20 protein-coding genes are annotated in these 26,990 nt (G+C 62.2%); 14 read left to right on the top strand and 6 right to left on the bottom strand.

Annotated features, from left to right (window positions below; genetic code table 11):
- Window positions 1-119: 119 nt before the first annotated feature.
- From C2L64_RS10790 to C2L64_RS10730, 13 genes are all read left to right on the top strand, one after another.
- On the top strand, window positions 120-2,252 hold the full coding sequence (locus C2L64_RS10790) for a type I secretion system permease/ATPase (RefSeq protein WP_039903093.1): 2,133 nt from the start codon (window positions 120-122) through the stop codon (window positions 2,250-2,252).
- Between the two features lie 2 nt (window positions 2,253-2,254).
- The gene (locus C2L64_RS10785; RefSeq protein ID WP_009771596.1) at window positions 2,255-3,676 is read left to right on the top strand and encodes an HlyD family type I secretion periplasmic adaptor subunit; all 1,422 of its coding nucleotides are present in this window, start codon (window positions 2,255-2,257) and stop codon (window positions 3,674-3,676) included.
- Window positions 3,666-5,093 carry a TolC family protein gene (locus C2L64_RS10780; RefSeq protein WP_039903098.1) on the top strand — a complete coding sequence of 476 codons (1,428 nt, stop codon included), beginning with the start codon at window positions 3,666-3,668 and terminating at the stop codon, window positions 5,091-5,093. Before C2L64_RS10785 ends, C2L64_RS10780 begins: the two co-directional genes overlap by 11 nt.
- Before the next feature lie 152 nt (window positions 5,094-5,245).
- Window positions 5,246-7,678, top strand: a complete 2,433-nt coding sequence (locus tag C2L64_RS10775) for a beta strand repeat-containing protein (RefSeq protein ID WP_158660504.1) — start codon at window positions 5,246-5,248, stop codon at window positions 7,676-7,678.
- A gap of 458 nt (window positions 7,679-8,136) precedes the next feature.
- Entirely contained in the window at window positions 8,137-10,317 is a 2,181-nt protein-coding gene (locus tag C2L64_RS10770; protein WP_063717378.1) for an O-linked N-acetylglucosamine transferase family protein, read from the top strand.
- Window positions 10,318-10,633: 316 nt separating this feature from the next.
- Window positions 10,634-12,157 (top strand): histidine ammonia-lyase, encoded by a 1,524-nt coding sequence (hutH, locus tag C2L64_RS10765; RefSeq protein WP_009770456.1) that lies wholly within the window; start codon window positions 10,634-10,636, stop codon window positions 12,155-12,157.
- Window positions 12,158-12,183: 26 nt separating this feature from the next.
- On the top strand, window positions 12,184-12,879 hold the full coding sequence (hutC, locus tag C2L64_RS10760; RefSeq protein ID WP_009770455.1) for a histidine utilization repressor: 696 nt from the start codon (window positions 12,184-12,186) through the stop codon (window positions 12,877-12,879).
- A 61-nt stretch (window positions 12,880-12,940) separates the two neighbouring features.
- Entirely contained in the window at window positions 12,941-14,629 is a 1,689-nt protein-coding gene (gene hutU / locus C2L64_RS10755; RefSeq protein WP_009770454.1) for a urocanate hydratase, read from the top strand.
- A gap of 2 nt (window positions 14,630-14,631) precedes the next feature.
- The gene (locus C2L64_RS10750; RefSeq protein WP_039902275.1) at window positions 14,632-15,249 is read left to right on the top strand and encodes a HutD/Ves family protein; all 618 of its coding nucleotides are present in this window, start codon (window positions 14,632-14,634) and stop codon (window positions 15,247-15,249) included.
- 30 nt (window positions 15,250-15,279) lie between these two features.
- Window positions 15,280-16,500 (top strand): imidazolonepropionase, encoded by a 1,221-nt coding sequence (hutI, locus tag C2L64_RS10745; RefSeq protein ID WP_007746993.1) that lies wholly within the window; start codon window positions 15,280-15,282, stop codon window positions 16,498-16,500.
- Window positions 16,501-16,525: 25 nt separating this feature from the next.
- On the top strand, window positions 16,526-17,917 hold the full coding sequence (locus tag C2L64_RS10740; protein ID WP_009770452.1) for a formimidoylglutamate deiminase: 1,392 nt from the start codon (window positions 16,526-16,528) through the stop codon (window positions 17,915-17,917).
- 31 nt (window positions 17,918-17,948) lie between these two features.
- Window positions 17,949-18,761, top strand: coding sequence for an N-formylglutamate deformylase (gene hutG / locus C2L64_RS10735; RefSeq protein ID WP_009770451.1), 813 nt, complete (start codon window positions 17,949-17,951; stop codon window positions 18,759-18,761).
- A gap of 361 nt (window positions 18,762-19,122) precedes the next feature.
- Window positions 19,123-19,785: a hypothetical protein gene (locus C2L64_RS10730; protein WP_009770450.1), complete on the top strand. Its 663-nt coding sequence runs from the start codon at window positions 19,123-19,125 to the stop codon at window positions 19,783-19,785.
- A 43-nt stretch (window positions 19,786-19,828) separates the two neighbouring features.
- On the opposite strand, the gene fnr is transcribed toward C2L64_RS10730, so the two are convergent.
- The 6 genes from fnr to flhD all read right to left on the bottom strand — a co-directional run bounded on the left by fnr (window position 19,829) and on the right by flhD (window position 24,561).
- Window positions 19,829-20,617, bottom strand: coding sequence for a fumarate/nitrate reduction transcriptional regulator Fnr (gene fnr, locus C2L64_RS10725; RefSeq protein ID WP_100216115.1), 789 nt, complete (start codon window positions 20,615-20,617; stop codon window positions 19,829-19,831).
- A gap of 214 nt (window positions 20,618-20,831) precedes the next feature.
- On the bottom strand, window positions 20,832-21,479 hold the full coding sequence (locus tag C2L64_RS10720) for a response regulator (RefSeq protein WP_009770448.1): 648 nt from the start codon (window positions 21,477-21,479) through the stop codon (window positions 20,832-20,834).
- Window positions 21,476-22,822, bottom strand: coding sequence for a PAS domain-containing sensor histidine kinase (locus C2L64_RS10715; RefSeq protein WP_039902270.1), 1,347 nt, complete (start codon window positions 22,820-22,822; stop codon window positions 21,476-21,478). The genes C2L64_RS10720 and C2L64_RS10715 overlap by 4 nt, the downstream gene beginning before the upstream one ends.
- A 473-nt stretch (window positions 22,823-23,295) precedes the next feature.
- The gene (locus C2L64_RS10705; RefSeq protein ID WP_009770446.1) at window positions 23,296-23,586 is read right to left on the bottom strand and encodes a flagellar transcriptional regulator FlhD; all 291 of its coding nucleotides are present in this window, start codon (window positions 23,584-23,586) and stop codon (window positions 23,296-23,298) included.
- 88 nt (window positions 23,587-23,674) lie between these two features.
- Window positions 23,675-24,247 carry a flagellar transcriptional regulator FlhC gene (flhC, locus tag C2L64_RS10700; RefSeq protein WP_009770445.1) on the bottom strand — a complete coding sequence of 191 codons (573 nt, stop codon included), beginning with the start codon at window positions 24,245-24,247 and terminating at the stop codon, window positions 23,675-23,677.
- On the bottom strand, window positions 24,247-24,561 hold the full coding sequence (flhD, locus tag C2L64_RS10695; protein ID WP_007747015.1) for a flagellar transcriptional regulator FlhD: 315 nt from the start codon (window positions 24,559-24,561) through the stop codon (window positions 24,247-24,249). Before flhD ends, flhC begins: the two co-directional genes overlap by 1 nt.
- 561 nt (window positions 24,562-25,122) lie before the next feature.
- Between flhD and C2L64_RS10690 the strand changes: the two genes are divergently transcribed.
- Window positions 25,123-26,976, top strand: a complete 1,854-nt coding sequence (locus tag C2L64_RS10690) for a methyl-accepting chemotaxis protein (RefSeq protein WP_009770444.1) — start codon at window positions 25,123-25,125, stop codon at window positions 26,974-26,976.
- Window positions 26,977-26,990: the final 14 nt, after the last annotated feature.

Genomic DNA, 26,990 nt, shown 5'->3' with positions numbered 1-26,990 from the left:
CAGTTCCTCTCAAATTAGGGTTCTATTAAACTGGCGTGTCTCGCTGTCGTATTCCGCCATTAGGCAGGGACCGAATTAGAGTCCGGCAGTCGCTTCAGGAACAATCTTTCCATTTTTTCATGATTAATAATCAGGATAGCAAAATAAAATCGTTGGAAGATCCGGGGCTTTCGGCACTTGTGACAATTGCTCGCTTTCACAACATCGCCGCCGACGCCGCGCAACTTAGACACGCTGCAGCGACCGTTTCCGGGCGATTCGGCGAGAAGGATCTGGTGTTGTCGGCGCGTAGCCTAGGATTGAAGGCGCGTGTCGTTTCTTTGCGGGCGGAAACGCTCGGCGCCACGCCGCTGCCCGCACTCATGCTCGACCGCAACGGCGATCATTTCATCCTTGCAAAAACCGATGGCAAAACTGCGTTGATACTGGAGTCGGGAAGCGCAACGCCTGCCGTCAGACCTCTCGAAGAAATCGTCGTGCGCAGCAACGGGCAGATGCTGCTCTTCGCCTCGCGCGCCTCGCTGGCAGGCGAGCTGGCGCGTTTCGACTTTTCGTGGTTCATTCCCGCCATCGTCCGATACCGTAAGCTGCTACTCGAAGTGCTAGGCGTGTCGCTGGTGCTGCAGCTGTTCGGCCTGGTGTCACCGTTGATGTTCCAGGTCGTCATGGACAAGGTGCTGGTCAACCGCACCTACAGTACGCTGAATGTCGTATGCATTACGCTACTGGTTGCGTCGGTATTCGAAGTGGCGCTTACAGGTCTGCGCAACTACGTGTTTTCCCATACGACGAACCGTATCGACGTCGAACTCGGTGCGCGCCTGTTCCGCCATCTGGTGGCGCTGCCGCTTGGCTATTTCGGGGCGCGCCGCGTCGGCGACACGGTTGCACGGGTGCGGGAACTGGAGAACATCCGCAATTTTCTGACGGGTCAGGCACTTACTGCGGTGATCGACCTGCTTTTCTCCTTTGTCTTCCTGGGCGTGATGTGCATGTACAGCGTATGGCTGACGCTGCTGGTCGTCGGCTCGCTGCCAGTCTATGGCGCGGTGTCCGCGCTGCTTGTCCCGGCATTCCGCTCGCGGCTGAACGAGAAATTCGCTCGTGGCGCGGATAACCAGTCGTTTCTCGTCGAATCGGTTTCGGGCGTCGAGACGCTCAAGGCAATGGCCGTCGAGCCGCAATTCATCCGGCGCTGGGAGTCGCAGCTCGCCGCCTATGTCAGCGCTGGCTTTCGCGTCAACCAGTTGGGTAACCTCGGTCAGCAACTGATCCAGCTGGTCGGCAAGCTGGTCATGCTAGGCACGCTCTTTATCGGCGCGCGGCTCGTGATCGACGGACGGCTGAGCGTCGGCGAACTGGTCGCCTTCAATATGATGTCCCAGCGCGTGAGCGCGCCTGTCCTGCGTCTCGCGCAGCTATGGCAGGACTTCCAGCAGATCGGCATATCGATGCTGCGCCTCGGCGACATTCTGAACACGCGCACCGAACTGCCGCAGACGCGCCAGGCCTTGCCGCCCATTCGCGGCGACATCCAGTTCGAGAAAATCCGCTTCCGCTATCGTCCCGACGGACCGCCCGTCATCGACGGCATCTCGTTTGATATCCGCGCGGGTCAGGTCATCGGCATCGTCGGCCGCTCGGGGTCGGGCAAGAGCACGCTTACGAAGCTTTTACAGCGGCTCTACATTCCTGAGCAGGGCATGGTCCGCATCGACGGTCAGGATCTGGCGCTGGCCGATCCGGCGTGGCTGCGCAGACAGGTTGGTGTCGTGCTACAGGAGAACCTGCTGTTCAACCGCTCCGTGCGCGAGAACATCGCGCTGACCGATCCGGGCGCGCCGCTCGATGCGGTGATGCACGCAGCGAAGATGGCGGGCGCGCATCAGTTCATCTGCGAGTTGCCAGAAGGCTATGACACGGTGGTCGGCGAGCACGGCGGCAACCTGTCGGGCGGACAGCGCCAGCGTCTGGCGATTGCCCGTGCGCTGCTGACCAATCCGCGCATCCTCATCTTCGACGAGGCGACGAGTGCGCTCGACTTCGAGACCGAACGCATCATCCGCGACAACATGAAGGCAATCTGCGCGGGGCGCACGGTCATCATCATCGCGCACCGTTTGAGCGCGGTACGCCATTCGGACCGCATCATCGCGATGGATCATGGACGCATCGTCGAACAGGGTGATCACGATTCGCTGCTGCGCCACGGCGGCTACTACGCGCACCTCGTTTCACTGCAGGATAGCTGACCATGCGACTGATGAAGCTTCAGGCGGGCGTCGACCTGGCCCGGCGCTATCTCGCCGTATGGCGCGCTGTTTGGGACATGCGCGAGCAACTGGAACGGCCGCCACGCGACGCGGATCAGCTTGCCTTCCTGCCCGCCGAACTGGAACTCGTTGAGACGCCCGTTCATCCCGCGCCACGCTGGACGATCCGTGTGCTCGTCCTGCTCACCGCGATCACGCTGCTGATTGGCGTATTTGGCCGGCTGGATATCGTGGTGACGGCGAACGGCCAGTTCATTCCGAATGCACGTGTCAAGACGATCCAGCCGGCGATCACGGGTGTGGTGCGCGAGATTCGGGTACGCGACGGTGAGCGAGTGGCCGCCGGGCAGCTGCTCATGAAACTGGACACGACGCAGGCGGCTGCCGACGCCGACAAGGCCCGCTCGTCGCGCCTCGACGCAGCACTGGCTGCGGCGCGTGCGAACGCGTTGCTCGCTGCGCAACGCGACAACGGTGCGCCTGTCGTCGCGCACGTCGACGATGCGCCCGATGCACGCATGCAGGACGCGCAACGCCACGCCGAAGGTGCGTGGCTCGAATACCGCGCCCTGTGCGACAGTGCGCGTGCAGAACTGCTCAAGCGCCAGGCGGAACTGGACAGCACGCGTGCGGAGATCGCGAGGCTCGTGGCGACTGCGCCGCTCGCGCGCCAGCAGGCCGACGCCTACCGGGCGCTGGTCGCCGAACGCTATGTCGCGCGCAACGACTATCTGGACAAGGAGCAGAACGCGCTCGACAAGGAGCATGAACTGGCCGCGCAGCGCAGCCACGCGACTGAACTGGCGGCGGCCATCGCCGAACAGCGGGCACAGGTCGAAGCGGCTGCCTCGAAGTTCCGTCACGACCAGCTCGACGAACTGGAAAAAGCTACGCAACAACTGACGCAAAGCCGCGACGACGAATCCAAGGCCCAGATCCGCCAGACACTGCTGAGCCTCACGGCACCCGTCGCAGGCACGGTGCAGCAGCTTTCCGTGCATACGCTGGGCGGTGTGGTGACGACGGCGCAATCGTTGATGGAGATCGTGCCCGACGATGCGCTCGAAGTCGAAGCACGCCTGCAGAACAGGGACATTGGATTTGTGTCCGTTGGCCAGCGAGTTGCGGTGAAGATCGAAGCGTTTCCATATACCCGTTACGGATTTCTGAACGGCACCATCGCCAGCGTTTCGAACGACGCCGTGCAGGACAAAAAGCTCGGGCTGACGTTTCCGGTGCGTATCCGTCTGGAGACGAACCGCATCCACATCGACAACCGATGGATCACGCTCACGCCGGGCATGGCAGTGACGGCTGACATTCGTACAGGCAGACGCAGTGTGATCGGCTATTTCCTCGATCCGCTGTTGCAGACGGCAAGGGAGAGCATGCGTGAACGCTAGACGGAAGACGCGGATCATGGTGCTGGCAAGCCTTGCCGCGATGAACGGGACCGCCCATGCGTTCGACGTGCTGCGCGCAGAACAGGACATTTCTGCCACGGCCGCCGGTTCGATGGTGACGGTCTGCCAGTTCGACAGGATGCCAGGCCGGCCGTTAAGGCTCGCCGAGGCGGTCGAACGGACGTTGTGCAACAACCCGAAGACACGCGAGGCGTGGGCCGCCGTGAAGGCCGAGGCAGCGGGCGTTGGTGTCGCGCGCGCCGCGTATCTGCCGACGGTTTCGGGCAACTGGCAGGGCATGCGGGAGAACTCGGTGTCCAACATAGAGGATCATCCGGCGCTGAGTTCGGATATCGCGGCAACCGTGCGTTCGGCAAGCGTGAACCTGAACTGGATGTTGTTCGACTTTGGTGGCCGCGAGGCGGCGCTGAAGAACGCAAACGGACTGCTCGAAGCGGCGCGCGCCACGCAGGACGCCACGCTACAGAATTTTTTTGCATCGACCGCTAAGGATTACTACGCAGTGCAAGCGGCGATGGGCGAGCTGGAAGCGGCGCACGAAGTGGAGCAGATGACCCACAGAAGCATGCTGGCGGCACAGATGCGCGCAGTCAGGGGCGTCGCACCCGTCACAGATGCACTGCAGGCGCAGACCCAGCACGAGCAGGCTGTGTTCAGTCTGACGAAGGCCGAAAGCGATGCGCAGACCGCGCTGGGTACCCTCGCGTCCGACATGAACCTCGATCCGGGTATGCCGCTTGAGGTGCCACCCGTCACGGAGGATGCGCGAACGGACAGGACGTTCAGCACGTCGGTTGAACAGCTGATCCGCGATGTGCAGATCACGCATCCTTCGGTGCGCGCCGCGCAGGCGCAGTACGAGGCTGCTCTCGCGAAGGTTTCGCAGACGCGCGCGCAAGGTCTGCCGAGCATCAGCCTGGTGGCGAAATACAGCCACAACAACCAGCCGCAGAGTCTCGGGCTGGGGCTGGCCACTTATCCGGCGACGGGCCATGACGCGTACGTCGGCGTGCAGGTAAGCATTCCGCTGTTCGAGGGGTTCGGACGGCACTACCAGATCGCTCAGGCACGGGCGCAGGCGGAGCGGCAGGAGGATGCGTTCGACGATGCGAAGCGGCAGGTCGCGCTGGATGTGTGGAGTAGCTACCAGACGCTGACGGGTGCGACCAAGAACGCGGAGAACAGCGCGAATCTGCTCGTGATTGCGCAGCGTTCGTGGGAGGCGGCGCGGCATCGGTATGACGCGGGGGTGGGGAACATTCTCGAACTGATGAATACGCAGGCAGCGTTGGCTAATGCGAAACAGCGGCGGGTTCAGGCGCTGGCGGATTGGGATAACGCGCGGGTTGAGCTGGCTTCGAAGCTCGGAAGACTGAGGCGTGAGGGCATTGAATGACGCGGCTGGGGCGTTCGACTGGATGAGGCCCGTGCGAAACGGTTTGTTGAATACGTGATTGAAGAGGCTTTGCCGTTATGGCAGTGCTTCCTTAAGTCCGAACTGGAAACGCAGTTCGGTATGTCCATGCTCGACTCAATATGGGAGTAGATATGAGCAACACATTGACCTATTACATTACAGAACCCAATGTTTCCGCTTCAATGGACGACGCGAAGTTTGATGTCGTCAGTGGCGCGTCGCTGAGCCTGACGGGTTCATCCGACTACGTGATTCTCGAGAGCGGTTCGGGAAGCGCCACTGTGACCGGCAACAACAATACGATTTCGGGTGGGGCGAGCGTAAGCGCAAGCATATCCGGGACGGGCAATAGCGTGACGGTCGGGGCCAGCAGTACTGTCGGGGACTCGGGTGATGGCAATACGATCACCCTTGGTGCGAATGGGCGATTGATAGGAAATGGTAACGGTTCGACCGTTTATGCCACCCAGGGTGGCGACTCCCTCGAGCTTTGGGGGAACGGTGACATGGTGTATGCGAATGGCGACACCATCAACCTTGCTGGCGTTTCAGCCACGGTACGCGGGAACAACAACCAGATCATTGGCGGAGCCTGGGGCGGGCACACGCTGAACCTGGAAGGTTCAGGCAATGCAATCACGCTCGATGACGCATCCATGGAGATTGTCACCTCTTCGGGTTCGCTGACCGAGAACATGGACGGGACGATTCTCCTGAAGGGCGGTGTTGTTCCTGGCGGCGCGACGCTGACAGGAGGTGTCCTGTCGGTACAGCTTGGCAACGGGAATGTAGCGACAAGGTCTGGCGTGAGTTCCGGAACGCAGATCGAATACATTGATGCGTCGGGTGCTGCGACATGGAGCACGCTCACCGATACGAACCTGGTGCGCGTCGGGGGGAACATGTATCAGGTGACGGCTGGCGTGAAGGCGACGATGAGCAATTCGATTCTCGACGTCCTCAGCGGTGCATCGTTAAACCTGAACGGTTCCTCGGACTACGTGATTCTCGAGAGCGGTTCGGGAAGCGCCACGGTGACCGGCAACAACAATACGGTTTCGGGTGGGGCGAGCGTAAGCGCAAGCATATCCGGGACGGGCAATAGCGTGACGGTCGGGGCCAGCAGTACTGTCGGGGACTCGGGTGATGGCAATACGATCACCCTTGGTGCGAATGGGCGATTGATAGGAAATGGTAACGGTTCGACCGTTTATGCCACCCAGGGTGGCGACTCCCTCGAGCTTTGGGGGAACGGTGACATGGTGTATGCGAATGGCGACACCATCAACCTTGCTGGCGTTTCAGCCACGGTACGCGGGAACAACAACCAGATCATTGGCGGAGCCTGGGGCGGGCACACGCTGAACCTGGAAGGTTCAGGCAATGCAATCACGCTCGATGACGCATCCATGGAGATTGTCACCTCTTCGGGTTCGCTGACCGAGAACATGGACGGGACGATTCTCCTGAAGGGCGGTGTTGTTCCTGGCGGCGCGACGCTGACAGGAGGCGTCCTGTCGGTACAGCTTGGCAACGGGAATGTAGCGACAAGGTCTGGCGTGAGTTCCGGAACGCAGATCGAATACATTGATGCGTCGGGTGCTGCGACATGGAGCACGCTCACCGATACGAACCTGGTGCGCGTCGGGGGGAACATGTATCAGGTGACGGCTGGCGTGAAGGCGACGATGAGCAATTCGATTCTCGACGTCCTCAGCGGTGCATCGTTAAACCTGAACGGTTCCTCGGACTACGTGATTCTCGAGAGCGGTTCGGGAAGCGCCACGGTGACCGGCAACAACAATACGGTTTCGGGTGGGGCGAGCGTAAGCGCAAGCATATCCGGGACGGGCAATAGCGTGACGGTTGGGGCCAGCAGTACTGTCGGGGACTCGGGTGATGGCAATACGATCACCCTTGGTGCGAATGGGCGATTGATAGAAAATGGTAACGGTTCGACCGTTTATGCCACCCAGGGCGGCGACTCCCTCGAGCTCTGGGGGAACGCTGACATGGTGTACGCGAATGGCGACACCATCAACCTTGCTGGCGTTTCAGCCACGGTACGCGGGAACAACAACCAGATCATTGGCGGAGCCTGGGGCGGGCACACGCTGAACCTGGAAGGTTCAGGCAATGCAATCACGCTCGATGACGCATCCATGGAGATTGTCACCTCTTCGGGTTCGCTGACCGAGAACATGGACGGGACGATTCTCCTGAAGGGCGGTGTTGTTCCTGGCGGCGCGACGCTGACAGGAGGCGTCCTGTCGGTACAGCTTGGCAACGGGAATGTAGCGACAAGGTCTGGCGTGAGTTCCGGAACGCAGATCGAATACATTGATGCGTCGGGTGCTGCGACATGGACAACATTGCGAGATACGGGGTTGATGCTAGGTGTGTCTACGGCATTTGCTAACGCAGGTACCGAGCAAGGGAGTGCAAACCAGCTCGTCTCCGCAATGGCTGCCTATGGCGTTGAAAGTTCGACGGGGTTTGCTCCGTTGGCAACGTACTCATTGACTGATTCGCCTCAAAATGTGCTTGGTGTTTCACACCACTAAAGCTTAGTCTACGTTGCGCACGGTAATTCCGTGCGCAACGGCTAGATGGGACTTCCAGGCAATTTTTGTAAAACATGATTGGGTAAATTGCATCACCATTCTGTTTTTGGAAGGCGTAAGCACTTCTATTCCCTTGTCGGATCGTTTGCTTGAGTCTCTTACGTATCGATGATGTGTGAGCAGAGCGACGACGCGACGCGAGCGCAGCTTATCCGAAGGTCTGCAGGCCGAGCGAGCGCTTGATTTTGTGTGGCCCGGTCGCAAAATTGTTTCGTCATTCGACGCTGGCAGATTTGACTCCAGTCATTTCCGATATCGCGTCTGAGCGCGTGCGCATCGTGTGTCCGGGAGTGAGTGCTGGAGATAGGGCGATCTAATAGGGTTGCGTTGCGCTCACGTACATCGCCGAAATCAAACGTTCCGAATTATTCATTGCTATGCTTTAGAAGCAGTTTCAGATGTGCCTAAACGACGAATTTCACGATCTTTATTCGACCGCGCTCGCGGCCTATTCGGCGGATCACGATGCAGAGTCCGCCGCCTTATGCAAACAGATATTGGCAACGGCCCCAGGACACGCAGGCGCAAACCACCTACTAGGTATCATCGAACTCGACGCGGGAAACCCCGAGGCTGCGGAGCCGTTCATTCGATTTGCGCTTATAGAGCGAAACGAGGCAACATTCCACTCTGATCTCGCACTTGCACTAAAGGCGCAGAAGCGCTATCCGCAAGCGGAGGAATCGCTTCGACGCGCTCTGGAAGTCAATCCCAGCCTTGCTGTGGCACGCCGTAACCTGGCGCGTCTGTTGTACGAGACGGGCCGACTGGACGCAGCAGAAATAGAATATCGTGAAGCACTGAATAGTGATCCCAACTCTGTGCATGCGCGCGTTAACCTGAAGAGAATATTGATTGAAACCGGTCGTAAGGTTGAAGCAATTGAACAGTTGCGTGCGGTGATCGAGCTGGGACATGAATCCGCTGATGTGTACAACGACCTCGGCAATTTGCTCGAAGAATGCGGGCGCATCGCCGACGCCGAACATGAATACCGACGAGTTATCGAACTCCAACCTGATCTTGGGGTCGGGTATTCGAATCTCGGAGGTCTGCTGCTCAACACCGGGCGGCTTGCCGAGGCCGAGGCATTGCTGCGGCACGCGTTGAAGCTCGATCCGGATTTTACTCACGCGTTGCACAACCTGATCCTCTTGTTGCACGTGTGCCGCCGGTTCGACGAAGCCGAACGGCTCGCCAGGCGGGCCATCCACGAGGGCGCCCGAACCGCCGACATGTACAACAACCTTGGCAATATCCTTCTTGCCAAGAATTCCGGCGACATTGACGATGGGCTGTGGTCATATCGCCGGTCTATCGAAGCCGACCCGGATCATATTCGTGCGCATAGTAACCTCGTCTACATGCTTCCGTTTATGTGCGACGACGGTTACGAGATATTGAAAGAGTGCGAGCGCTTTTCGCGTCGTTTCGAGACAGCATACCTCGTTCACGACGTTCAATATCACAACGAGCGCTCGACGAATCGTCGCCTGCGCATTGGCTACGTGTCACCGGATTTCCGCTACCACTGTCAATCATTTTTCACGATGCCGCTGCTGGGCAATCATGATCACAGCGCATTTGAAATCTACTGTTATTCCAGCGTTCGTGAACACGATAACGTCTCACATCATCTGTCGGTGCACGCGGACGTCTGGCGGAATGTAGCCGATCTCGACGACAGCCAGCTTGCGACGATCATCATGGAGGATCGGATCGATATCCTCGTCGATCTGACCATGCACATGTCGGGCGGTCGGCCGCTGCTGTTCGCGCGGCGTCCTGCTCCTGTGCAGATCGCGTGGCTTGCCTATCCCGGCACAACGGGCAGCGCGGCGATCGGCTACCGGTTGACGGACCCATGGCTCGATCCGCCCAGCGTGCCGGATGCGGATAGTCGCTACACCGAACGCTCAATCCGTTTGCCGGACACGTTCTGGTGCTACGACCCATTGGACACGGAACCTGTTGTCAATCCTTTACCCGCTGATGAAGCGGGCACGGTCACGTTCGGCTGTCTGAACAACCCGGCGAAACTAACTGATCGTGCGATTGCACTTTGGGCGAATGTGATCGCAAATGTTCCGGATGCGCGGATGATTCTTTGGGTGGCGGAGGGCGATGCGCGCGAACGGGTCTCTGCAAAATTTGAGGCGAACGGTGTGGACCGTTCACGTCTGCAGTTCGTCGACATGCAGGCGCGTGAGGATTATTTGCGAACCTACCATCGAATCGACGTTGCACTCGATACCTTTCCTTGCAACGGGCATACAACGAGTCTCGACGCACTCTGGATGGGGGTGCCCGTTGTTACCCGCGTCGGAAGTACGCCCATCAGTCGTGGCGGGTATGCGTTGCTTGCGAACCTCGGTCTGCCCGAACTTGCCGCCGAATCGGACGAAGCGTTCGTGAAGATCGCGACGCAACTGGCGCTCGATCAGACGAGACTCCGAACATTGCGCTCCGGATTGCGGCAGCGGATGGAGCTTTCACCGCTGATGGGCGGCGCGCGCTTTGCAAGGGGCGTCGAAGCCGCGTTCCGGCAAGCGTGGGCTGAGTGGTGCGAGGCGGCCTGACAGGCTTTGGCTGCTTTCAGGTCCGACTTCTAACCGGTCACTCAGTAAGGCAACGCGTCGCGCATCCCTTTTTGTCCGCTTGCCAACCCGAAAATTGAACGTGTATATACAAGTTATCTGACTTTCTCTGGCGAAACCGCACCTCAACCACGCTCGCCGCCGCAACCAGACAGGGCGGACCAAACTGCCAGAACCATGCCAGCAAACCCGCTGCGCCTAATGGAAACTCCCTATCCCAAACCCCAAAATTTGAGTTGTATATACAAGCTGACGCCGCTACACTTTCTCAAAATTTGTATAGACAGGAACTCACATCATGATCCTTACACCCGGCTCCCTGAATTTGACCCAACTGCGCCAGATCGCACGCGAACAGGTTACGTTGGAACTCGATCCCGCCAGCTTCGCCGCCATCGACGCATGCGCTCAAGCCGTCGCGGACATCGCCGCGAAGGGCGAGCCGGCGTACGGCATCAATACGGGCTTCGGCCGTCTGGCGAGCACGCACATCCCGCGCGACCAGCTCGAACTGCTGCAGCGCAATCTGGTGCTCTCGCATGCCGTCGGCGTCGGTGCGCCGATGTCGCAGCCCGTCGTGCGCCTGTTGATCGCGCTCAAGCTGTCGAGCCTCGGCCGCGGTCACTCGGGCATCCGCCGCGAAGTGATGGAGGCGCTCATCACGCTGTTCAACGCCGACGTGCTGCCCGTGATTCCCGTGAAGGGCTCGGTCGGCGCATCGGGCGACCTCGCGCCGCTCGCGCATATGTCGGCCGTGCTGCTCGGCGTCGGCGAAGTGTTCGCGAAGGGCGAGCGCGTCCCGGCGACGGAAGGCCTGCGCCTCGTCGGCCTGAAGCCGATGACGCTGCAAGCAAAGGAAGGTCTCGCGCTGCTGAACGGCACGCAGGCATCGACGGCGCTCGCGCTGTACAACATGTTCGCGATCGAGGATCTGTTCCGCACGGGGCTGGTGGCGGGCGCGCTCTCGGTGGATGCGGCGATGGGTTCCGTCAAGCCGTTCGATCACCGCATTCACGCGCTGCGCGGCCATCAAGGCCAGATCGACGCCGCGGCTGCGTATCGCACGCTGCTCGACGGCTCGGCAATCAACGTGTCGCACGCCGACTGCGACAAGGTGCAAGACCCGTACAGCCTGCGCTGCCAGCCGCAAGTCATGGGCGCGTGCCTCGACCAGATGCGCGCCGCTGCGCAAGTGCTGCTCGTCGAAGCGAACGCCGTGTCGGATAACCCGCTGATCTTCCCGGACACGGGCGAAGTCCTCTCGGGCGGCAACTTCCACGCTGAACCCGTCGCGTTCGCCGCCGATAACCTCGCGCTCGCCGTAGCGGAAATCGGCGCGCTTGCCGAACGCCGCATCGCGCTGCTGATCGACGCGACGCTGTCGGGCCTGCCGCCGTTCCTCGTTAGAGATGGTGGCGTGAATTCGGGCTTCATGATCGCGCACGTCACGGCTGCCGCGCTCGCATCGGAGAACAAGACGCTGGCTCACCCGGCTTCCGTCGATTCGCTGCCCACGTCCGCCAATCAGGAAGATCACGTTTCGATGGCGACGTTCGCTGCGCGCAAGCTCGCCGACATCGCGGAGAACACCGCGAACATCCTGTCGATCGAACTGCTCGCCGCCGCGCAAGGTGTCGATCTGCGTGCGCCGCACAAGACCAGCCCGTCACTGCAAAAGGTGATGGACACGATCCGCGCGCAGGTCGCGCACTACGAACTCGATCACTACTTCGCGCCTGACATCGCCGCGTGCACGAAGCTCGTACAAGACGGCACGATCGCGGCGCACAGCCCGTTCTCGTTCCTCTCCGAGCAACGCTAATTCATCTGCATAGCGAGACGCCCGGCATGAACGCACCGGCTTATCAGGGAATCAAGGACTTCATCCTCGCCCGCATTCACGCGGGCGAATGGAGCGAAGGCCATCAGGTTCCATCGGAGAACGAGCTTGCGCGCGAATTCAACGTCGCACGCATGACGGTCAACCGCGCGTTGCGTGAATTGACGGCCGATCAGGTGCTTACGCGCGTTCAGGGATCGGGCACGTTCGTCGCGCGGCCGAAGTACGAGTCGACGCTGGTGGCGATCCGCAGCATCTCCGACGAAATCGTCGCGCGCGGCCATCGTTATCACGCGAAGGTGCTGCACGTCGGCGCCGCGATCGCCGACGACGAACTCGCTGGCGAAATGCAGGTGAGTGCGGGCAACCCGATTTTTCATTCGCGCGTGCTGCACCTCGAGAACGACGAGGCCGTCCAGCTCGAAGAGCGCTGGGTGAACCCGGCCGTCGCCCCCGAATACGCGTTGCAGGACTTCACGAACACGACGCCTAACCAGTATCTCGTGCGCGTCGCGCCGCTGCAGCGCGTCGAGTACCGCATCGAAGCCTCCGCGCCGGATGCCGACACCCGTCGGCATCTGACGATGGACGACGCCGAACCTTGCCTCGTGCTGCACCGGCGCACGTGGTCGCAGGGTGTGGTCGCTTCGGTGGCCAACCTATGGCATCCGGGCAACCGCTACCGGTTCACCGGCCACTTTTAAATTCTAGTTTCCGTTCAATCTTCGACTCCGTTACCGAGTTATCAGCGCTTCCGAGGGCATCATGAACAACCCGAAACACATCGACCCGCGTCTCGACCCGTCCCGCACGATCCGCGCACCGCGCGGCAGCGAGAAAACCTGCAAGACCTGGATCGCGGAAGCCGCGTACCGGATGATCCAGAACAATCTGGACCCGGAAGTGGCCGAGCATCCGCATGCGCTCGTCGTGTACGGCGGCATCGGGCGCGCGGCGCGTAACTGGGATTGCTTCGATCAGATCCTCACGTCGCTGAAGGACCTCGAAGAGAACGAGACGCTGCTGATTCAATCGGGCAAGCCTGTTGGCGTATTCCGCACGCATGCCGACGCACCGCGCGTGCTGCTCGCGAATTCGAACCTCGTGCCGCACTGGGCGAACTGGGATCATTTCCACGAACTCGACCGCAAGGGCCTGATGATGTACGGCCAGATGACGGCGGGCAGCTGGATCTACATCGGCAGCCAGGGCATCGTGCAGGGCACGTACGAGACGTTCTTCTCGGTGGCGAACCAGCACTTCAATGGCGATCCGAAGGGCCGCTGGATCCTGACAGGTGGCCTCGGCGGCATGGGCGGCGCGCAGCCGCTCGCGGCGACGATGGCGGGCTTCTCGATGATCGCCGTCGAATGCGATGAATCGCGCATCGACTTCCGCCTGAAGACGCGTTACGTCGACAAGAAGGCGATGACACTCGACGAAGCGCTCGCGATGATCGAAGAAGCGAAGAAGACGGGCACGCCCGTATCGATCGGTCTGCTCGGCAATGCCGCCGATGTGTTCGCCGAACTCGTGAAGCGCAACATCACGCCGGACTGCGTGACCGATCAGACCAGCGCGCACGACCCGATCCACGGCTATCTGCCGCAAGGCTGGAAGATCGAAGACTGGCGCGAACGCATGAAGACGGACCCGCAAAGCATCGTGACGCCCGCCAAGCAGTCGATGGCCAAGCAGGTGCAAGCAATGCTGACGCTGCAGGAACGCGGCGCGGCGACCCTCGACTACGGCAACAACATCCGTCAGATGGCGCTGGAAATGGGCGTGAAGAACGCGTTCGATTTCCCCGGCTTCGTGCCCGCGTACATCCGTCCGTTGTTCTGCGAAGGCAAGGGTCCGTTCCGCTGGGTCGCGCTGTCCGGAGATCCGGAAGACATCTACAAGACGGATGCGAAGGTCAAGGAACTGATTCCCGACGATCCGCACCTGCACAACTGGCTGGACATGGCGCGCGAGCGCATCGCGTTCCAGGGCTTGCCGGCGCGTATCTGCTGGGTTGGCGTGAAGGATCGCTATCGTCTGGGCCAGGCGTTCAACGAAATGGTCAAGAATGGCGAACTGAAGGCGCCGATCGTGATCGGCCGCGATCACCTGGATACGGGTTCCGTCGCGAGCCCGAACCGCGAAACGGAATCGATGAAAGACGGCTCGGATGCCGTCAGCGACTGGCCGCTGCTCAACGCACTGCTGAACACGGCAGGCGGCGCATCGTGGGTGTCGCTGCATCATGGCGGCGGTGTCGGCATGGGCTTTAGCCAGCACTCGGGCGTCGTGATCGTCGCCGACGGCACGGATGAAGCGCGCGAACGTCTCGGCCGTGTGCTGTTCAACGATCCGGCAACGGGCGTGATGCGTCACGCGGACGCCGGTTACGAACTCGCGCAGTCGACGGCTCGCGAAGCCGGTCTCAACCTGCCGATGCTGGGCCGCTGATCGTGTCCGCGACGCCATCGTCTGCAAGCGTGTCGCTGATTCGCGGCGCGGACCTCGTGGCGTCGCCGTGGAAAAACGGCGGCGGCGTCACGCGCGAGGTCGCCGCGTTCCCCGAGGGCGCGGCGCTCGACGCGTTCGTGTGGCGCGTGAGCGTGGCCGACGTCGCGCAAGCCGGTCCGTTCTCGCGCTTCGCGGGAATCGACCGGACGCTCGTGTTGCTGTCCGGCGCGGGCATGCTGCTCGACGAAGCGAATGGGGTGACGCACGCACTGCGCGAGCCGCTCGACATCGCGCGCTTCGAAGGCGAAACGGCCATCGACGCGCGTCTAGTCGACGGCGCGACGCGCGACTTCAACCTGATGGTGCGGCGTGGCGCGGCAACGGGCGACGTCGCAATCTGGCGCGACCAAACGCGCGCGCAACTCAATGCCGATGTCGTGCTGCTGTTCTGCGCGCAAGGCGAGCTGCACGTCACGACGGGTGACGCTCCTGATACAACGACGCTCGTAGCCACCGACACTTTGCGCATCGACAACGCCCGCGCGCTGTCATGCGAAGTCAAAGGGAAGGGCGCGTTGCTCGCCGTCAGCATCCGCTACACCGACACATCGCAAGCCTGAGCGCTTGCCCACATCACAGACAGCCCTGCCATGAAGCAAACCGTCTGGAACCATCTGAAGCTCTGTCCGCAGGGCGATCCCAATCAAACGATCGACGACGCCGCGATCGCCGTCGAAAACGGCCGCATCGCGTGGCTCGGTTCGTCGCATGAGTTGCCCGCGCAATACGCTGCGTGGCCGCGCGAAGACCTGGGCGGCGCATGGGTCACGCCCGGTCTCGTCGATTGCCATACGCATCTCGTGTACGGCGGCCAGCGCGCCGACGAATTCGCGCAGCGGCTCGCGGGCGTCAGCTACGAAGCAATCGCGAAGCAGGGTGGCGGCATCGTCTCGACGGTGCGCGCCACGCGTGCCGCCGATGAAGCGTCGCTGTTCGCGCAGTCGGCCGCGCGCCTCGAACCGATGCTCGCCGAAGGTGTCACGGCCATCGAAATCAAATCCGGCTACGGGCTCGATCTGCCAAGCGAGCGCAAGATGCTGCGCGTCGCGCGGCAACTCGGCGAGCGTTATCCCGTGACGGTCTACACGACGTTTCTCGGCGCGCATGCGTTGCCGCCGGAATTCGCGGGACGCGCCGATGATTACATCGACGAAGTCTGCGAGCGCATGTTGCCTGCACTGGCCGACGAAGGACTCGTCGATGCCGTCGATGTGTTTTGCGAGCGCATCGGCTTTTCGCTCGAACAGAGCGAGCGCGTGTTCAATGCCGCTGCGCGTCGCGGACTGCCCGTCAAGATGCACGCGGAGCAGTTGTCGAACGGCGGCGGCACGGCGTTAGCGGCGCGGCATCGCGCATTGTCGGCGGATCACCTGGAGTTTCTCGACGAAGCGGGCGTCGCCGCAATGAAGGAAGCGGGCACGGTAGCCGTTCTGCTCCCGGGCGCGTTCTACTTCATCCGCGAAACGCAATTGCCGCCGCTGGAACTGTTGCGCCGTTATGAAGTGCCCATCGCGATTTCGACGGACAGCAATCCGGGCACATCGCCTTCGACCTCGCTGCCGCTGATGATGAACATGGCGACGACGCTGTTCCGCATGACCGTGCCCGAAGTGCTGCAAGGCGTGACCCGCCACGCGGCGCAGGCGCTCGGCAAGGCGGATACGCATGGCGCGCTCGCTGTCGGACGCAACGCCGATTTCGCGGTGTGGTCGGTGCAGTCGCTCGCGGAACTTGCTTACTGGATTGGACGCCCGCTGTGCGAGCGCGTCGTGCGCGGCGGCGACACCGTCTATACGCGTCGGACGCGCTGAGCGCGACGCGAGAATGGGATCGAACATGACTCAAGCCACTCAATCGCTTTTCGCCGATCACGCGTATCTGCCCGAAGGCTGGCGGCGCGACGTGCTGTTGCAATGGGACGCGCAAGGCGCGCTCGTCTCGGTGACACCCGATGCGCAAGCGCCCGCGGGCGTCGCCAAAGCCAGCGGTCCTGTGTTGCCCGGCATGCCGAACCTACATTCGCACGCGTTCCAGCGCGCGATGGCGGGCCTCACCGAATATCGCGCAAACGCTACGGATAATTTCTGGAGCTGGCGCGACCTGATGTATCGCTTCGCCGCGCGTATCACGCCGGAAGGGCTCGCGTCGATCGCACAATGGCTTTACATCGAGATGCTGAAGGCGGGCTACACGTCCGTCTGCGAATTCCATTACGTGCATCACATGCAGGACGGCAAGCGCTACGCGAACGACGCGGAACTCGCGCAACGCGTGGTCGATGCGGCCGGTACGAGCGGCATCGGCATCACGATGCTGCCGGTGCTGTATCAGTACGCGGGCTTCGGCGCGCAGCCGCCGCGCGACGACCAGCGCCGCTTCATCAACACGCCGGACAGTCTGCTCGGATTGCTCGACACGCTGCGCCGCGCGCGTCCCGAACATGGCGCGCTGCGCTATGGCGTTGCGCCGCATTCGTTGCGCGCGGTGTCGAACGATTCGCTGCGCGAGTTGCTGAATGGCCTCGATGCAATGTCACCCGGCGCGCCCGTGCACATCCATATTGCCGAGCAAACGGCGGAAGTGGACGCGTGCGTCGCAACGGAAGCTGCGCGGCCCGTGCAATGGCTGCTCGATCGCTTCGATGTCGACGCGCGCTGGTGCCTCGTGCATGCGACGCATGTCGACGCCGAAGAAACGGCTGCGCTCGCGAAAAGCGGCGCCATCGCGGGCCTGTGCCTGACGACGGAAGCCAATCTCGGCGACGGCATCTTTCCCGCACACGACTATCTGGAGCAAAAGGGGCGCATCGGCGTCGGCAGCGACAGCCATATCGGCGTCGACTGGCGTTCGGAACTGCGGCTGCTCGAATACGGTCAACGTCTGTCGAGGCGGCAGCGCAATGTGCTCGCATCGGCTGATATGCCGCGTGTCGCGGACCGTCTGTTCGCGGCGTCGCTGGAAGGCGGCGCGCTCGCGACGGGTCGCACGGTGGGCGCCTTGCGCGCGGGCGCGCGGGCCGACTTCATCGTGCTCGATGCAGGCCACGCGAGCATCGCCGAGCATGCGAACGACGCATGGCTTTCGGGTGTCGTATTCTGCGAACATGGCGAGACACCCATTCGCGATGTGTATGCGGGCGGCGCGAAAGTCGTCGACAATCGCAGGCATCGCGATGAAGAGCACGCGTATGCGCAATATCGCGCGGCGCTCGCCGAACTGCTGAAGTGAACCCGAGTCAACTTTGAGAAGTACCGACGACATGACCGCCACCGATACCTTGCCCGTCTTCTCGCTGCATCGGGGAAGCCTGCCGTTCCTGATCTCAATCCCGCATCTGGGCACGCGCCTGCCCGCCGATATCGCCGCGCAGATGACACCCGTCGCCGCCCGCACCGACGATTGCGACTGGCATCTCGACCGCCTGTACACGTTCGCAAAGCGCATGGGCGCGTCGATTCTGACGCCGACGTATGCGCGTTACGTGATCGATCTGAACCGTCCGCCCGATGGCGCCAACCTCTATCCGGGTCAGGACACGACAGGCCTGCTGCCCGTCGATACGTTCGACAAGGAGCCGCTCTATCGCGACGGCCACTTGCCCGACGACGCCGAAGTCGCGCGACGCCGCGACTTGTACTGGAAGCCGTATCACGAAGCGTTGCAGGGCGAGCTGGCGGCGCTGAAGGCGCAGCACGGCAAGGTGCTGCTGTGGGAAGCGCATTCGATCCGCTCGCATGTGCCGCGCTTCTTCGACGGCCGCTTGCCCGACTTCAACTTCGGCACGTCGAACGGCGCAAGCGCGGCGCCAGGGCTTGCCGAAGCGCTCGCGAAGATCGTCGACGGGCATGGCGGCTATACCGCCATCGCGAACGGCCGCTTCAAAGGCGGCTACATCACGCGCCAATATGGCCAGCCAGAGCAGAACGTGCATGCGGTACAGCTCGAGCTGTCGCAGATCACCTATATGCAGGAACAGATGCCGTATGCGTATGACGAAGCGCTCGCCGGCAAAATCGAGCCGCTGCTCGAAAAGCTCGTGAAGACGGCGCTCTCGCACGTCGCGGCGGCCTGAAAGACGCGTGCGCGCGGGCTTCTGGCCTCGCGCGCAGCGACCTCGCAGGCGTCCGTCCGGACGCCTCGTTCCTCTCCCACGATTTGTCGCGTGTCGAAATCCACATGCCGAAATTCATCCGTTCTCGCGCGTCTGTGCGGAACGCCGCCCGCTCGCCGGGGTCAATCGTCAGTGAAACCCCCATACGCCGCGGCGCGCGCCAGTGTTGTCTTTGTGCAGCAACCGCCGTGCGAATCCGGTTGCGCGCCGCATGGCGATGCGACTATCGTTGTCGGACGCGGCGCACGGGCATGCGCGTTGCGGAGCGTGTGGCCCGATCAACGCAGGCTTAGCAGCAAGACTGATGAAGGAAGACCCAGCGATGGAATATTCCGACGAATCCCTGCTTCCCATCTGGCGGGCCAATCTGGCGTTGCTGACGCGGGAGGTCGGCGCCGTCACGCGTCTTGCGCGGATGATGACGTTCTCCGCGTCGTATCTAAAGCTGATGCTCGCCAGCCAGCGTGACTTCAGCGAGGAATTCGTGCGCGGCGTCGAATCGGTGACAGGGCTGCCCAGCGGCTGGATGGATGCGCCGCACGAACCCGCCGACGTGCCGGACAACGCGCGCGAAGCGATCGACAACGAAACGCCGCTCGCGCGTTTTCGCGGCACGGCGCATCCGGCACGCAAAAAATCGGTTCTGCGTCCGCCGGAGCCGATTTTCGGACAGCAGCCGCAGCGCCGTCCGGAAGACGAAGTCGCCGAGGCCGAACTGCACCGGCGCCAGGCGTATTTCCGCAAGGTGCGCGATCTCGCCGTGCAGGAAGTGCGGCGCTTCGAGCGCTCGCTGACGCATCCGACCGTCGAGTTCGCATCGGTGCGTACCAAAGTCGAAGACGTGCTGTCGGCCGCCGAGCTCGATGACCCCATTCATGCCGATCTCGCCGGTCGGCTCGAACAGATCGACAAGCATCGGCACATGCTGCTGCGTCACACCGAGCGGCTGCACGCATTGCTCGTGCAGCTGGGCGAAGAGGGATGAATGCGTAGCGTAGCAGCCGATATCGCATGATTTGCATGGCTTGTCAGAGCCGCGCGAGCGCGCCGCTGTCCAGAATGCGAATCTGCTTGCCGCGCGCCTGCACGAGCCTTTCCTGCTGCAGCCTGGAGAACATGCGGCTCGCCGTTTCGAGCGTGATGCCCAGGTAGCTGCCGATCTCGCTGCGCGTCATGCGCATGTTGAATTCCGTGGCGGAGTAGCCGCGCGTGCCGTAGCGGTCGGCGAGATTCAGCAGGAACGTCGCGACACGCTGCTCGGCGCGCATCGTGCCGAGCAGCATGATCATGTTCGATTCACGGACGATCTCGCGGCTCATGACCCTGTGCAGATGTCGCTGCATTGGCTTGATTTCGCGGCACAGATCTTCGAGCGACTCGAACGGAATCACGCAGACGGTGCTGCGCTCGAGCGCGATGGCGCCGCACAGATGCTGCCCGCCGACGATCCCGTCGAGTCCCAGCATTTCCCCGGCGATCTGAAAGCCCGTCACCTGTTCGCGTCCTTCGCGATGCATGACGACCGTCTTGAACGAGCCGCTGCGCAGAATGTAGACGTTGTGAAACGGATCGTTCGCGCGATAGAGGCTCGCGCCGCGCTGCACGGTGCGCACTTCCTGAACCAGCGAATCGACTTGCGCGAGCTCCTCGGCGTTCAGTTCACCAGGATTGCAGAGCGGGCTGATCGCACATTGCGAACAGCGCGGCACGGGATGCTGCGTGCCGCCTGGCTGGAACCTGCGCACGAAGTCGGTTGCCTGGGTGAACGGCGAAGACGTGGGCGAGGGCGTGGTCGTCGATGCATCGGCGAGTAGCATGGTGGCCTCCTTTTCGGGAATGCGCGTGCGGGCCATGATGCACGCGCGATGAAATGGTGTCGTACGGCGTCCGCGTCGCTGCAGTTGGACAGCACGGCACGCAATGTCAATGCTGAAAGTATGTTGGGTGCTGTCTCAAAATTGAATCGGCGGCGAATGAATCTGCGGTCAGTCAATCGGAGCGCGTGTAGGGTGTCGCCTACACCGGACCCGTTCACGGCTCCTCGCTGTCGTCGAACAGCTTGTGGCGCATCGCATAGCGCACCAGCGCCGCGCCGTGCGGCATCTGCATCTTGTCGAGGATGCGCGCCTTGTAGGTGCTGATCGTCTTGGTGCTGACGCACAACTGCGTGGCGATCTCACCGATCGTCTGGCCTGCCGTGATGCGGCGGAACACGTCGAACTCGCGGTCGCTCAGCCGTTGATGCGGCAACATCTCGAGCGGCTCGTGCAGGTTGCGCGCGAAGCGCTCGGCCATCGAAAGGCTCATATAAACGCCGCCGCCCGCGATCTTCGTCAACGCGCTCACCAGTTCACCGCTCGCGCTTTCCTTCGTCAGATAGCCGGACGCGCCCGCCTTGAACGCGCGCACCGCGTACTGATGCTCGCCGTGCATCGTCAGCACGAGGATGTGGAGGGCAGAATTGGTCGCCTTGATCTGCGGGATCATTTCGACGCCGTTGCGCCCCGGCATCGACAGGTCGAGGATCAGGATGTGCGCATCCGTCGAGCGCACCAGCGCGATCGTGCTGGCCGCGTCCGCGGCTTCGCCGGCCACTTCGAACTCGGGTGAGCCCTTCAGGATGTGGCGCAGACCTTCGCGTATCAGCGCGTGGTCGTCGGCGATGAGAATGCGGATCATGGCTGCGTCTCTTCAGATTGCAATGCGTCGAGCGGGAACGTGATAGACAGGTTGAAACCGTGGCCAGGCTCGCCCGTCGATAGCGTGCCGCCGAGCATATGGACCCGCTCGCGAATGCCGAGCAGCCCGAAGTTCCTGTCGGTGCGTGGATCGCGCGCGTGTTCGACGGCGGGCAGGCCGCGGCCGTCGTCGACGATGTCGAGCGTGCAATGTTCGCCGTTGACCCGCATCGCGAGCGTGACGAGCGACGCTTGTGCATGTTTCGCGACATTCGTCAGCGCTTCCTGGACGATGCGGAAAATCGCCGTCGCCGCGCCGTGCGAAAACGCCGCCGCTCCAACCTCGAGCCGGCGTGCGACGCGGATGCCGTAGCGTTGGGAGAAATCGTCGGCGAGCCAGTCGATCGCCGCGACGAGGCCGAGATCGTCGAGCATCGCGGGCCGCTGGTTTGCCGCGATCCGCCGCACGGACGCAACCGTCGCGTCGATCACGCGCGCCATCGCGTGCAGCCGCTCGTGCACGTAGGCGTTGTCGATCCCCTCGCTTTCCAGCGCATGCCCGATCACCGACAGGTCCATTTTCAGCGCAGTCAGCGATTGCCCGAGATCGTCGTGCAACTCGCGCGCGATGTGCGCCTTCTCTTCCTCGCGCACACGTTGAAGGTTCGCCGACAGCTCGCGCAGGTCCTCGCGCGACTGCCTGAGCGCTTCTTCGGCGCGCATGCGCTCGGTGATGTCGCGCAGCATCACGGTGTAGAGCTTCTCGTTGCCATACTGGCTTTGCGAAATGGACGCCTCGATCGGGAACTCGCGACCATCGGTGCGTAACGCATACAGCACGCGCTGGCTGCCCATGCGCCGGTCGGACCCGCTCGTCGCGCCGAAATGCTCGACGTGCTTCGCATGCGTGATGCGAAACCGTTCGGGGATGAAGCGCGAGAGCGGACCGCCTATGATCTTCGCCGCATCGCAGCCGAGCAGTTCCTCCGCCATCGGGTTCATCAGGACGATGCGCTGCAATGCGTCGATCGTCACGATTGCTTCGCGCGACGAACGGATGATGGCTGTCAGGCGCGCTTCGTCGAAGGTTTGCATCGATGTTGCGCCGTGCAAGTCGTTCTCGTGCGATTGTGCGCGGGCGAGGCGATTGCGCCGCTCCTCGCGATGCGACCACACGATGCACGCAACCAGGATCGCGAGCACGGTTGCGCCTGCGACGGTCGTCGTCCATCGCAGCGTGAGACAGGCTGTAAACGAGGCCGCGAGCACGCCCGCCATGAAGGTGGCGAGCATCGTCAATGCCGTGCGAAGGCTTTGACTGGTTGGCGAGGCAACAGTATTCATGTCGTGGTTCAGATCGTCGGGTTGCGGCGTGGCGCGCCCGGATTCCTGCTGCCGCGTCGTTTCTGCGCGCCTGTCCGCGCCATGGCCGCGTACGTGAGTGATGCGGCGTTGTAGTCTGCTGGTGTTGCCGTCAATGGGCGCGTTTGTGAGCGGGCGATGCGCCGTGGGTTGTGCTGCTTTCTCGCGCCGGGCTGCGAGCGCGACGCTCGCATGGGAGCGGGCGCATCATGCGTGTAATCCTGTGCCACGGCGTGACCATCGCATGCGCGCTGCGTCGGATGATCCTCGCGAATGCTTGCACACAATGATATGTCGAATAGGATAACTATCAATACATGCGGCTGGAAACGACGTTCTCAAATCTGGAAGTCTCCGCGAATGCCTGGTCGTTGCGCGGCAGGTTCGTATCGGGGTCATGCAGCCTCGAAGCGCGGCGCACAACCACATCAGGATGATGACGATCCGGATGGCGGTTACGCCGCGAGCGGCTCCGTCGCCTGCCGCTCGACACCGCGCTGAACGCCGTGAACGAGCGACGCGAGCAGCGCGCAGTCGTCGAGCGCGAAGCGGCAGAACAGCATGTTCGTGGCGGCGAGCTTCGCGATCTGCTCGGGCGGCAAGCTTGCAATTTCATTCATCGATTCCTCACCGACTCTGAGCAGACGCATAGCCTTCGAGCTATCGATGCGTGCAAGCCGCTGCGCGAGAGAGAGAAATGACAGATTGACCTCCCGTATTTCCCTAAGCGTTTCGTTGTGGTCCAACTTTCGAATCTCCAGTGACTAAAAGCATGCCCGGTGCGCCGTCTGTGTCTGCGCGCGGGGCGCATCCCGCCATGCGGGGCGAGGGCCGTTATCCGGCTTTGGCGGGGCGGCCTGTCTTTCCCGCCCGCGAAGGTGGCTTGCATAGCCCGCAGACGTAGCCGAGTTCCAGCTCGTAGGCGAGAACGAGGAAGTTTCCCTTGCAGCAACCGCACGTTCTCAGATGCAGCATGTCGTGCTCGACAAATTTCACGAGCGTCCACGCACGGGTAAAGCTCACCACGGGCTCCGTGCCGCGCGGGACGTGTTCGAGATAGAGGCGGTATGCCGCGATGATCGCCGCGATCCGCCTGATGTCACGCTGCGCGGAGACGGACCGGTACAACGCATGGAACAGCGAAGCGTGGATGTTCGGCATCCACGTCACGTACCAGTCCTCGGAAAACGGCAACATGCCCTTGGGCGGCGATTCGCGGTGCAATTCCTTATAGAGACGAATCAGGCGGTCACGCGACAGCGTGGTTTCGGCTTGCGTGACCTGCAACCGCGCGCCGAGTTCGAACAGTTCGATGGCAAGCAGCGTCTCGTTGACGTCGTCGAGCAGGCGCCGTTGTCCCGGGTCCGTACGCGCGACGACGGCCTTTAGCGAAGCAAGCGCGGTCATCACAGGGTCCTCGCAGGCAATTGAGCGAGCAGCATCGCGGCGTGCATCGTCTGCATGTCGTGCCGGCTCAAGGTGTCGTTGAGTGCGCTCAGCATGGACGGCTCCTGCAGACCGACGCCGCACAGCAGCACGTCCGAATCGGCGAGCCGCACGATCTGCGCGGCAGAAAGCCCGCCGATGATCGCGGTGAGTTCCGCCGACATGCCAAGACGGACTTGGGCCTCGACGGGATTCCTGCGCGCGAGGCGTTGAGCCAGCATCAGATACGCCAGATTGACTTCGCGTATCTCCGAAAAAACTTCGTCAGCGTTCATGATTTCCTCGCAGGCAGGGCGACGTGGCTACGGTCAGCGGGTGTGATGCAGACGGGTTGGCGTCGCAATGCAACCTGCGATGTATCTGTAGCGCTTACGTCAAATTCCCGACCGAGAGTATTGCCCGCGCTGTCTCAAAATAAAATGGGTGTTCGGTTGAATCGCGCGTAGGGCGGGCTACTGTCGTGTAGGGAATGGATGACATGAGTGTTTCCAACGGGCGTGTTGCACGTGGCGACGGATTGCCGTGACGCCCGTTCGATCTTGCCTGGTGCGGCACGATGTCGCGGACCTCGATATCGCGACGGGCGAATTCTTCGATCAACCAGGTGTCACAACAGGCAACCTGATCCATAGATGACGTAGAAGACGTGCTTGCTGAACGGCGCTAGCACGTCGATTCGCCGCTCTTTTGCCTACAAATTACCGAGTGAATAACGCGCCGGAATAATAAATAGACATCCTGAGTAACGCCACGATTTTCCGCTTATCTCGTTATTGATATCCATCATTGCCCGCATGCCCGGCCAACCTTACGATCGCAGTGGACAGTAGCCCCGAATGACGCATGTCGTTCGTTGCGGCTCGATCGACACGAGAACGCGACCTGACGAAGACGCGTTCCGCGATGGCAGCGCGATGCGCGCGCGAGCCGTCTTCTTCTTCAATCGCGAGGCGCGGCAGGTGAGCCGCCCGAGCGCCATCATCCGGCAGAATGGAATGACTCAGTTTTTTCAAACGATCCGCTTCAGGATCATCGCGGCCTTTGCCGTGTGTACCGTGTTACTGGTTGGCAATGCGCTGTATGGCATGCGTGCTGTCAAAACGATGAGCGACAACATGCAGACCGCCTACACGGGCAACCTGGTGCCCGTCACGCAGCTCGCCATGTTTCGCATCCACGAGATCGAAATCCGCCGTCTGCTGTGGCAGACGCTCGTGACGCAGGACAAGGAAAACCTGCGGCGCGTACGCGAACTGCAGGCAGCAATGGATTCGTGCTGGGCGCAATACTATTCGGGCGGCATCAGCAGCGCCGATGAGCAGGCGATCGCCGACAAGATTCACGCTCAGGCCAGCACGTTCAAGTCAATGATCGATCAGGAGGTCGCGCAGATCGAGCAGGGCGATGTGACGGGCGCTATCGAGTTCCAGCGCAATACGGTGGTGCGCGTGGCCGAGGCGCTTAATGCGCTAATCCAGCAGGACATGGACGTGAACCAGGCTCAGGCCAGAGACTTCGCGAGCGATAGCGATCGCTCGTCGAAGCAGATGTTCTGGATCGCGCTCGGCATGCTGGCGTCGAGCGCGCTCGTGTGTCTCGGCGCGACGGTGTATCTGTCGAAGGCGATCACGCGCCCGTTGAACCGCTCGGTCGACCTCGCCAACGACATCGCGGACGGCCGTCTGGACCGTCCGATCGCCGTCGACGTGAAAGGCGAGTTCGGCTCGTTGCTCGACGCCATGAGGCGCATGAGCGGCCAGCTTGCGGACACCGTGCGCCGCATCAAGACGTCGAGCGACTCGGTGACGGTAGCCTCGCGCGAGATCGCGGCGGGCAACATGGAGCTGTCGTCGCGCACGGAAGAGCAGGCGGCATCCGTCGAAGAGACGGCCGCGACGATGACGGAGCTGGCCGAAACGGTGAAGCAGAACGCCGACAACGCGCGCCAGGCCAATTCGCTGTCGGCCAACGCACGCTCGATGGCCGATGCGAGCAACGACGCGGTGCAGGCGATGATGCGTACGATCGGCAACATCAGCGAGAGCTCCGCGAAGATCGCCGATATCACGACGCTGATCGAAGGCATTGCGTTCCAGACCAACATCCTCGCACTGAACGCGGCCGTCGAAGCGGCACGTGCGGGCGAGCAGGGGCGCGGCTTCGCCGTCGTCGCGGGTGAAGTGCGCTCGCTCGCGCAACGTTCGTCGTCGGCCGCGAAGGAGATCAAGGACCTGATCGAATCGTCGACCACGCTCGTTAAGGACGGCTCGCGCCAGGCGGAAGAAGTCGGCTCGACGATGGGCCAGGTGATGCGTGCGATCAAGCAGGTGTCCGATATCGTCGGCGAGATTTCGGCGGCGTCGGAAGAGCAGAGCCAGGGCATCGAGCAGATGAGCCAGGCGATTAGCCAGATCGACACGGTCACACAGCAGAACGCGGCGCTCGTCGAGCAGTCGGCGGCGGCAGCGCAGGCGCTCGAAGAGCAGGCCATGCAGATGACGGGCGCGATCAGCGTCTTCAGGCTCGCCGATGCGCCCAGCGCCGCACCTGCCGTGTTGCTGCCGCGCGCCGTACGCGCGCCCGTCGCCGCCGCGAAGCATGCCCAGGCTGTGCGCCGCGTCGAGCCCGCCGCGAAGCCCGTAGCGGCAAGAGAGACCGTATCTGCCGATGGCGATTGGGAGTCGTTTTGAACGTCAGGGAAACA

This window comes from Paraburkholderia hospita (assembly GCF_002902965.1).
GTDB classification, from domain to species: Bacteria; Pseudomonadota; Gammaproteobacteria; order Burkholderiales; family Burkholderiaceae; genus Paraburkholderia; species Paraburkholderia hospita.
The sequence above is the reverse complement of the archived record's forward strand: the minus strand, read 5'-3'. Positions and strand labels throughout refer to the sequence as shown.

Bases quoted from the DNA above. Each gene is read 5' to 3' on its own strand.
- hutH (WP_009770456.1), top strand. From the start codon at position 10,634: ATGATCCTTACACCCGGCTCCCTGAATTTGACCCAACTGCGCCAGATC.
- C2L64_RS10740 (WP_009770452.1), top strand. From the start codon at position 16,526: ATGACTCAAGCCACTCAATCGCTTTTCGCCGATCACGCGTATCTGCCC.
- flhD (WP_007747015.1), bottom strand. From the start codon at position 24,561: ATGAACGCTGACGAAGTTTTTTCGGAGATACGCGAAGTCAATCTGGCG.
- C2L64_RS10720 (WP_009770448.1), bottom strand. From the start codon at position 21,479: ATGATCCGCATTCTCATCGCCGACGACCACGCGCTGATACGCGAAGGT.
- hutU (WP_009770454.1), top strand. From the start codon at position 12,941: ATGAACAACCCGAAACACATCGACCCGCGTCTCGACCCGTCCCGCACG.
- hutC (WP_009770455.1), top strand. From the start codon at position 12,184: ATGAACGCACCGGCTTATCAGGGAATCAAGGACTTCATCCTCGCCCGC.
- C2L64_RS10770 (WP_063717378.1), top strand. From the start codon at position 8,137: ATGTGCCTAAACGACGAATTTCACGATCTTTATTCGACCGCGCTCGCG.
- C2L64_RS10730 (WP_009770450.1), top strand. From the start codon at position 19,123: ATGGAATATTCCGACGAATCCCTGCTTCCCATCTGGCGGGCCAATCTG.
- C2L64_RS10790 (WP_039903093.1), top strand. From the start codon at position 120: ATGATTAATAATCAGGATAGCAAAATAAAATCGTTGGAAGATCCGGGG.
- C2L64_RS10785 (WP_009771596.1), top strand. From the start codon at position 2,255: ATGCGACTGATGAAGCTTCAGGCGGGCGTCGACCTGGCCCGGCGCTAT.
- C2L64_RS10690 (WP_009770444.1), top strand. From the start codon at position 25,123: ATGACGCATGTCGTTCGTTGCGGCTCGATCGACACGAGAACGCGACCT.
- hutG (WP_009770451.1), top strand. From the start codon at position 17,949: ATGACCGCCACCGATACCTTGCCCGTCTTCTCGCTGCATCGGGGAAGC.
- C2L64_RS10775 (WP_158660504.1), top strand. From the start codon at position 5,246: ATGAGCAACACATTGACCTATTACATTACAGAACCCAATGTTTCCGCT.
- hutI (WP_007746993.1), top strand. From the start codon at position 15,280: ATGAAGCAAACCGTCTGGAACCATCTGAAGCTCTGTCCGCAGGGCGAT.
- fnr (WP_100216115.1), bottom strand. From the start codon at position 20,617: ATGCTACTCGCCGATGCATCGACGACCACGCCCTCGCCCACGTCTTCG.
- C2L64_RS10715 (WP_039902270.1), bottom strand. From the start codon at position 22,822: ATGAATACTGTTGCCTCGCCAACCAGTCAAAGCCTTCGCACGGCATTG.
- flhC (WP_009770445.1), bottom strand. From the start codon at position 24,247: ATGACCGCGCTTGCTTCGCTAAAGGCCGTCGTCGCGCGTACGGACCCG.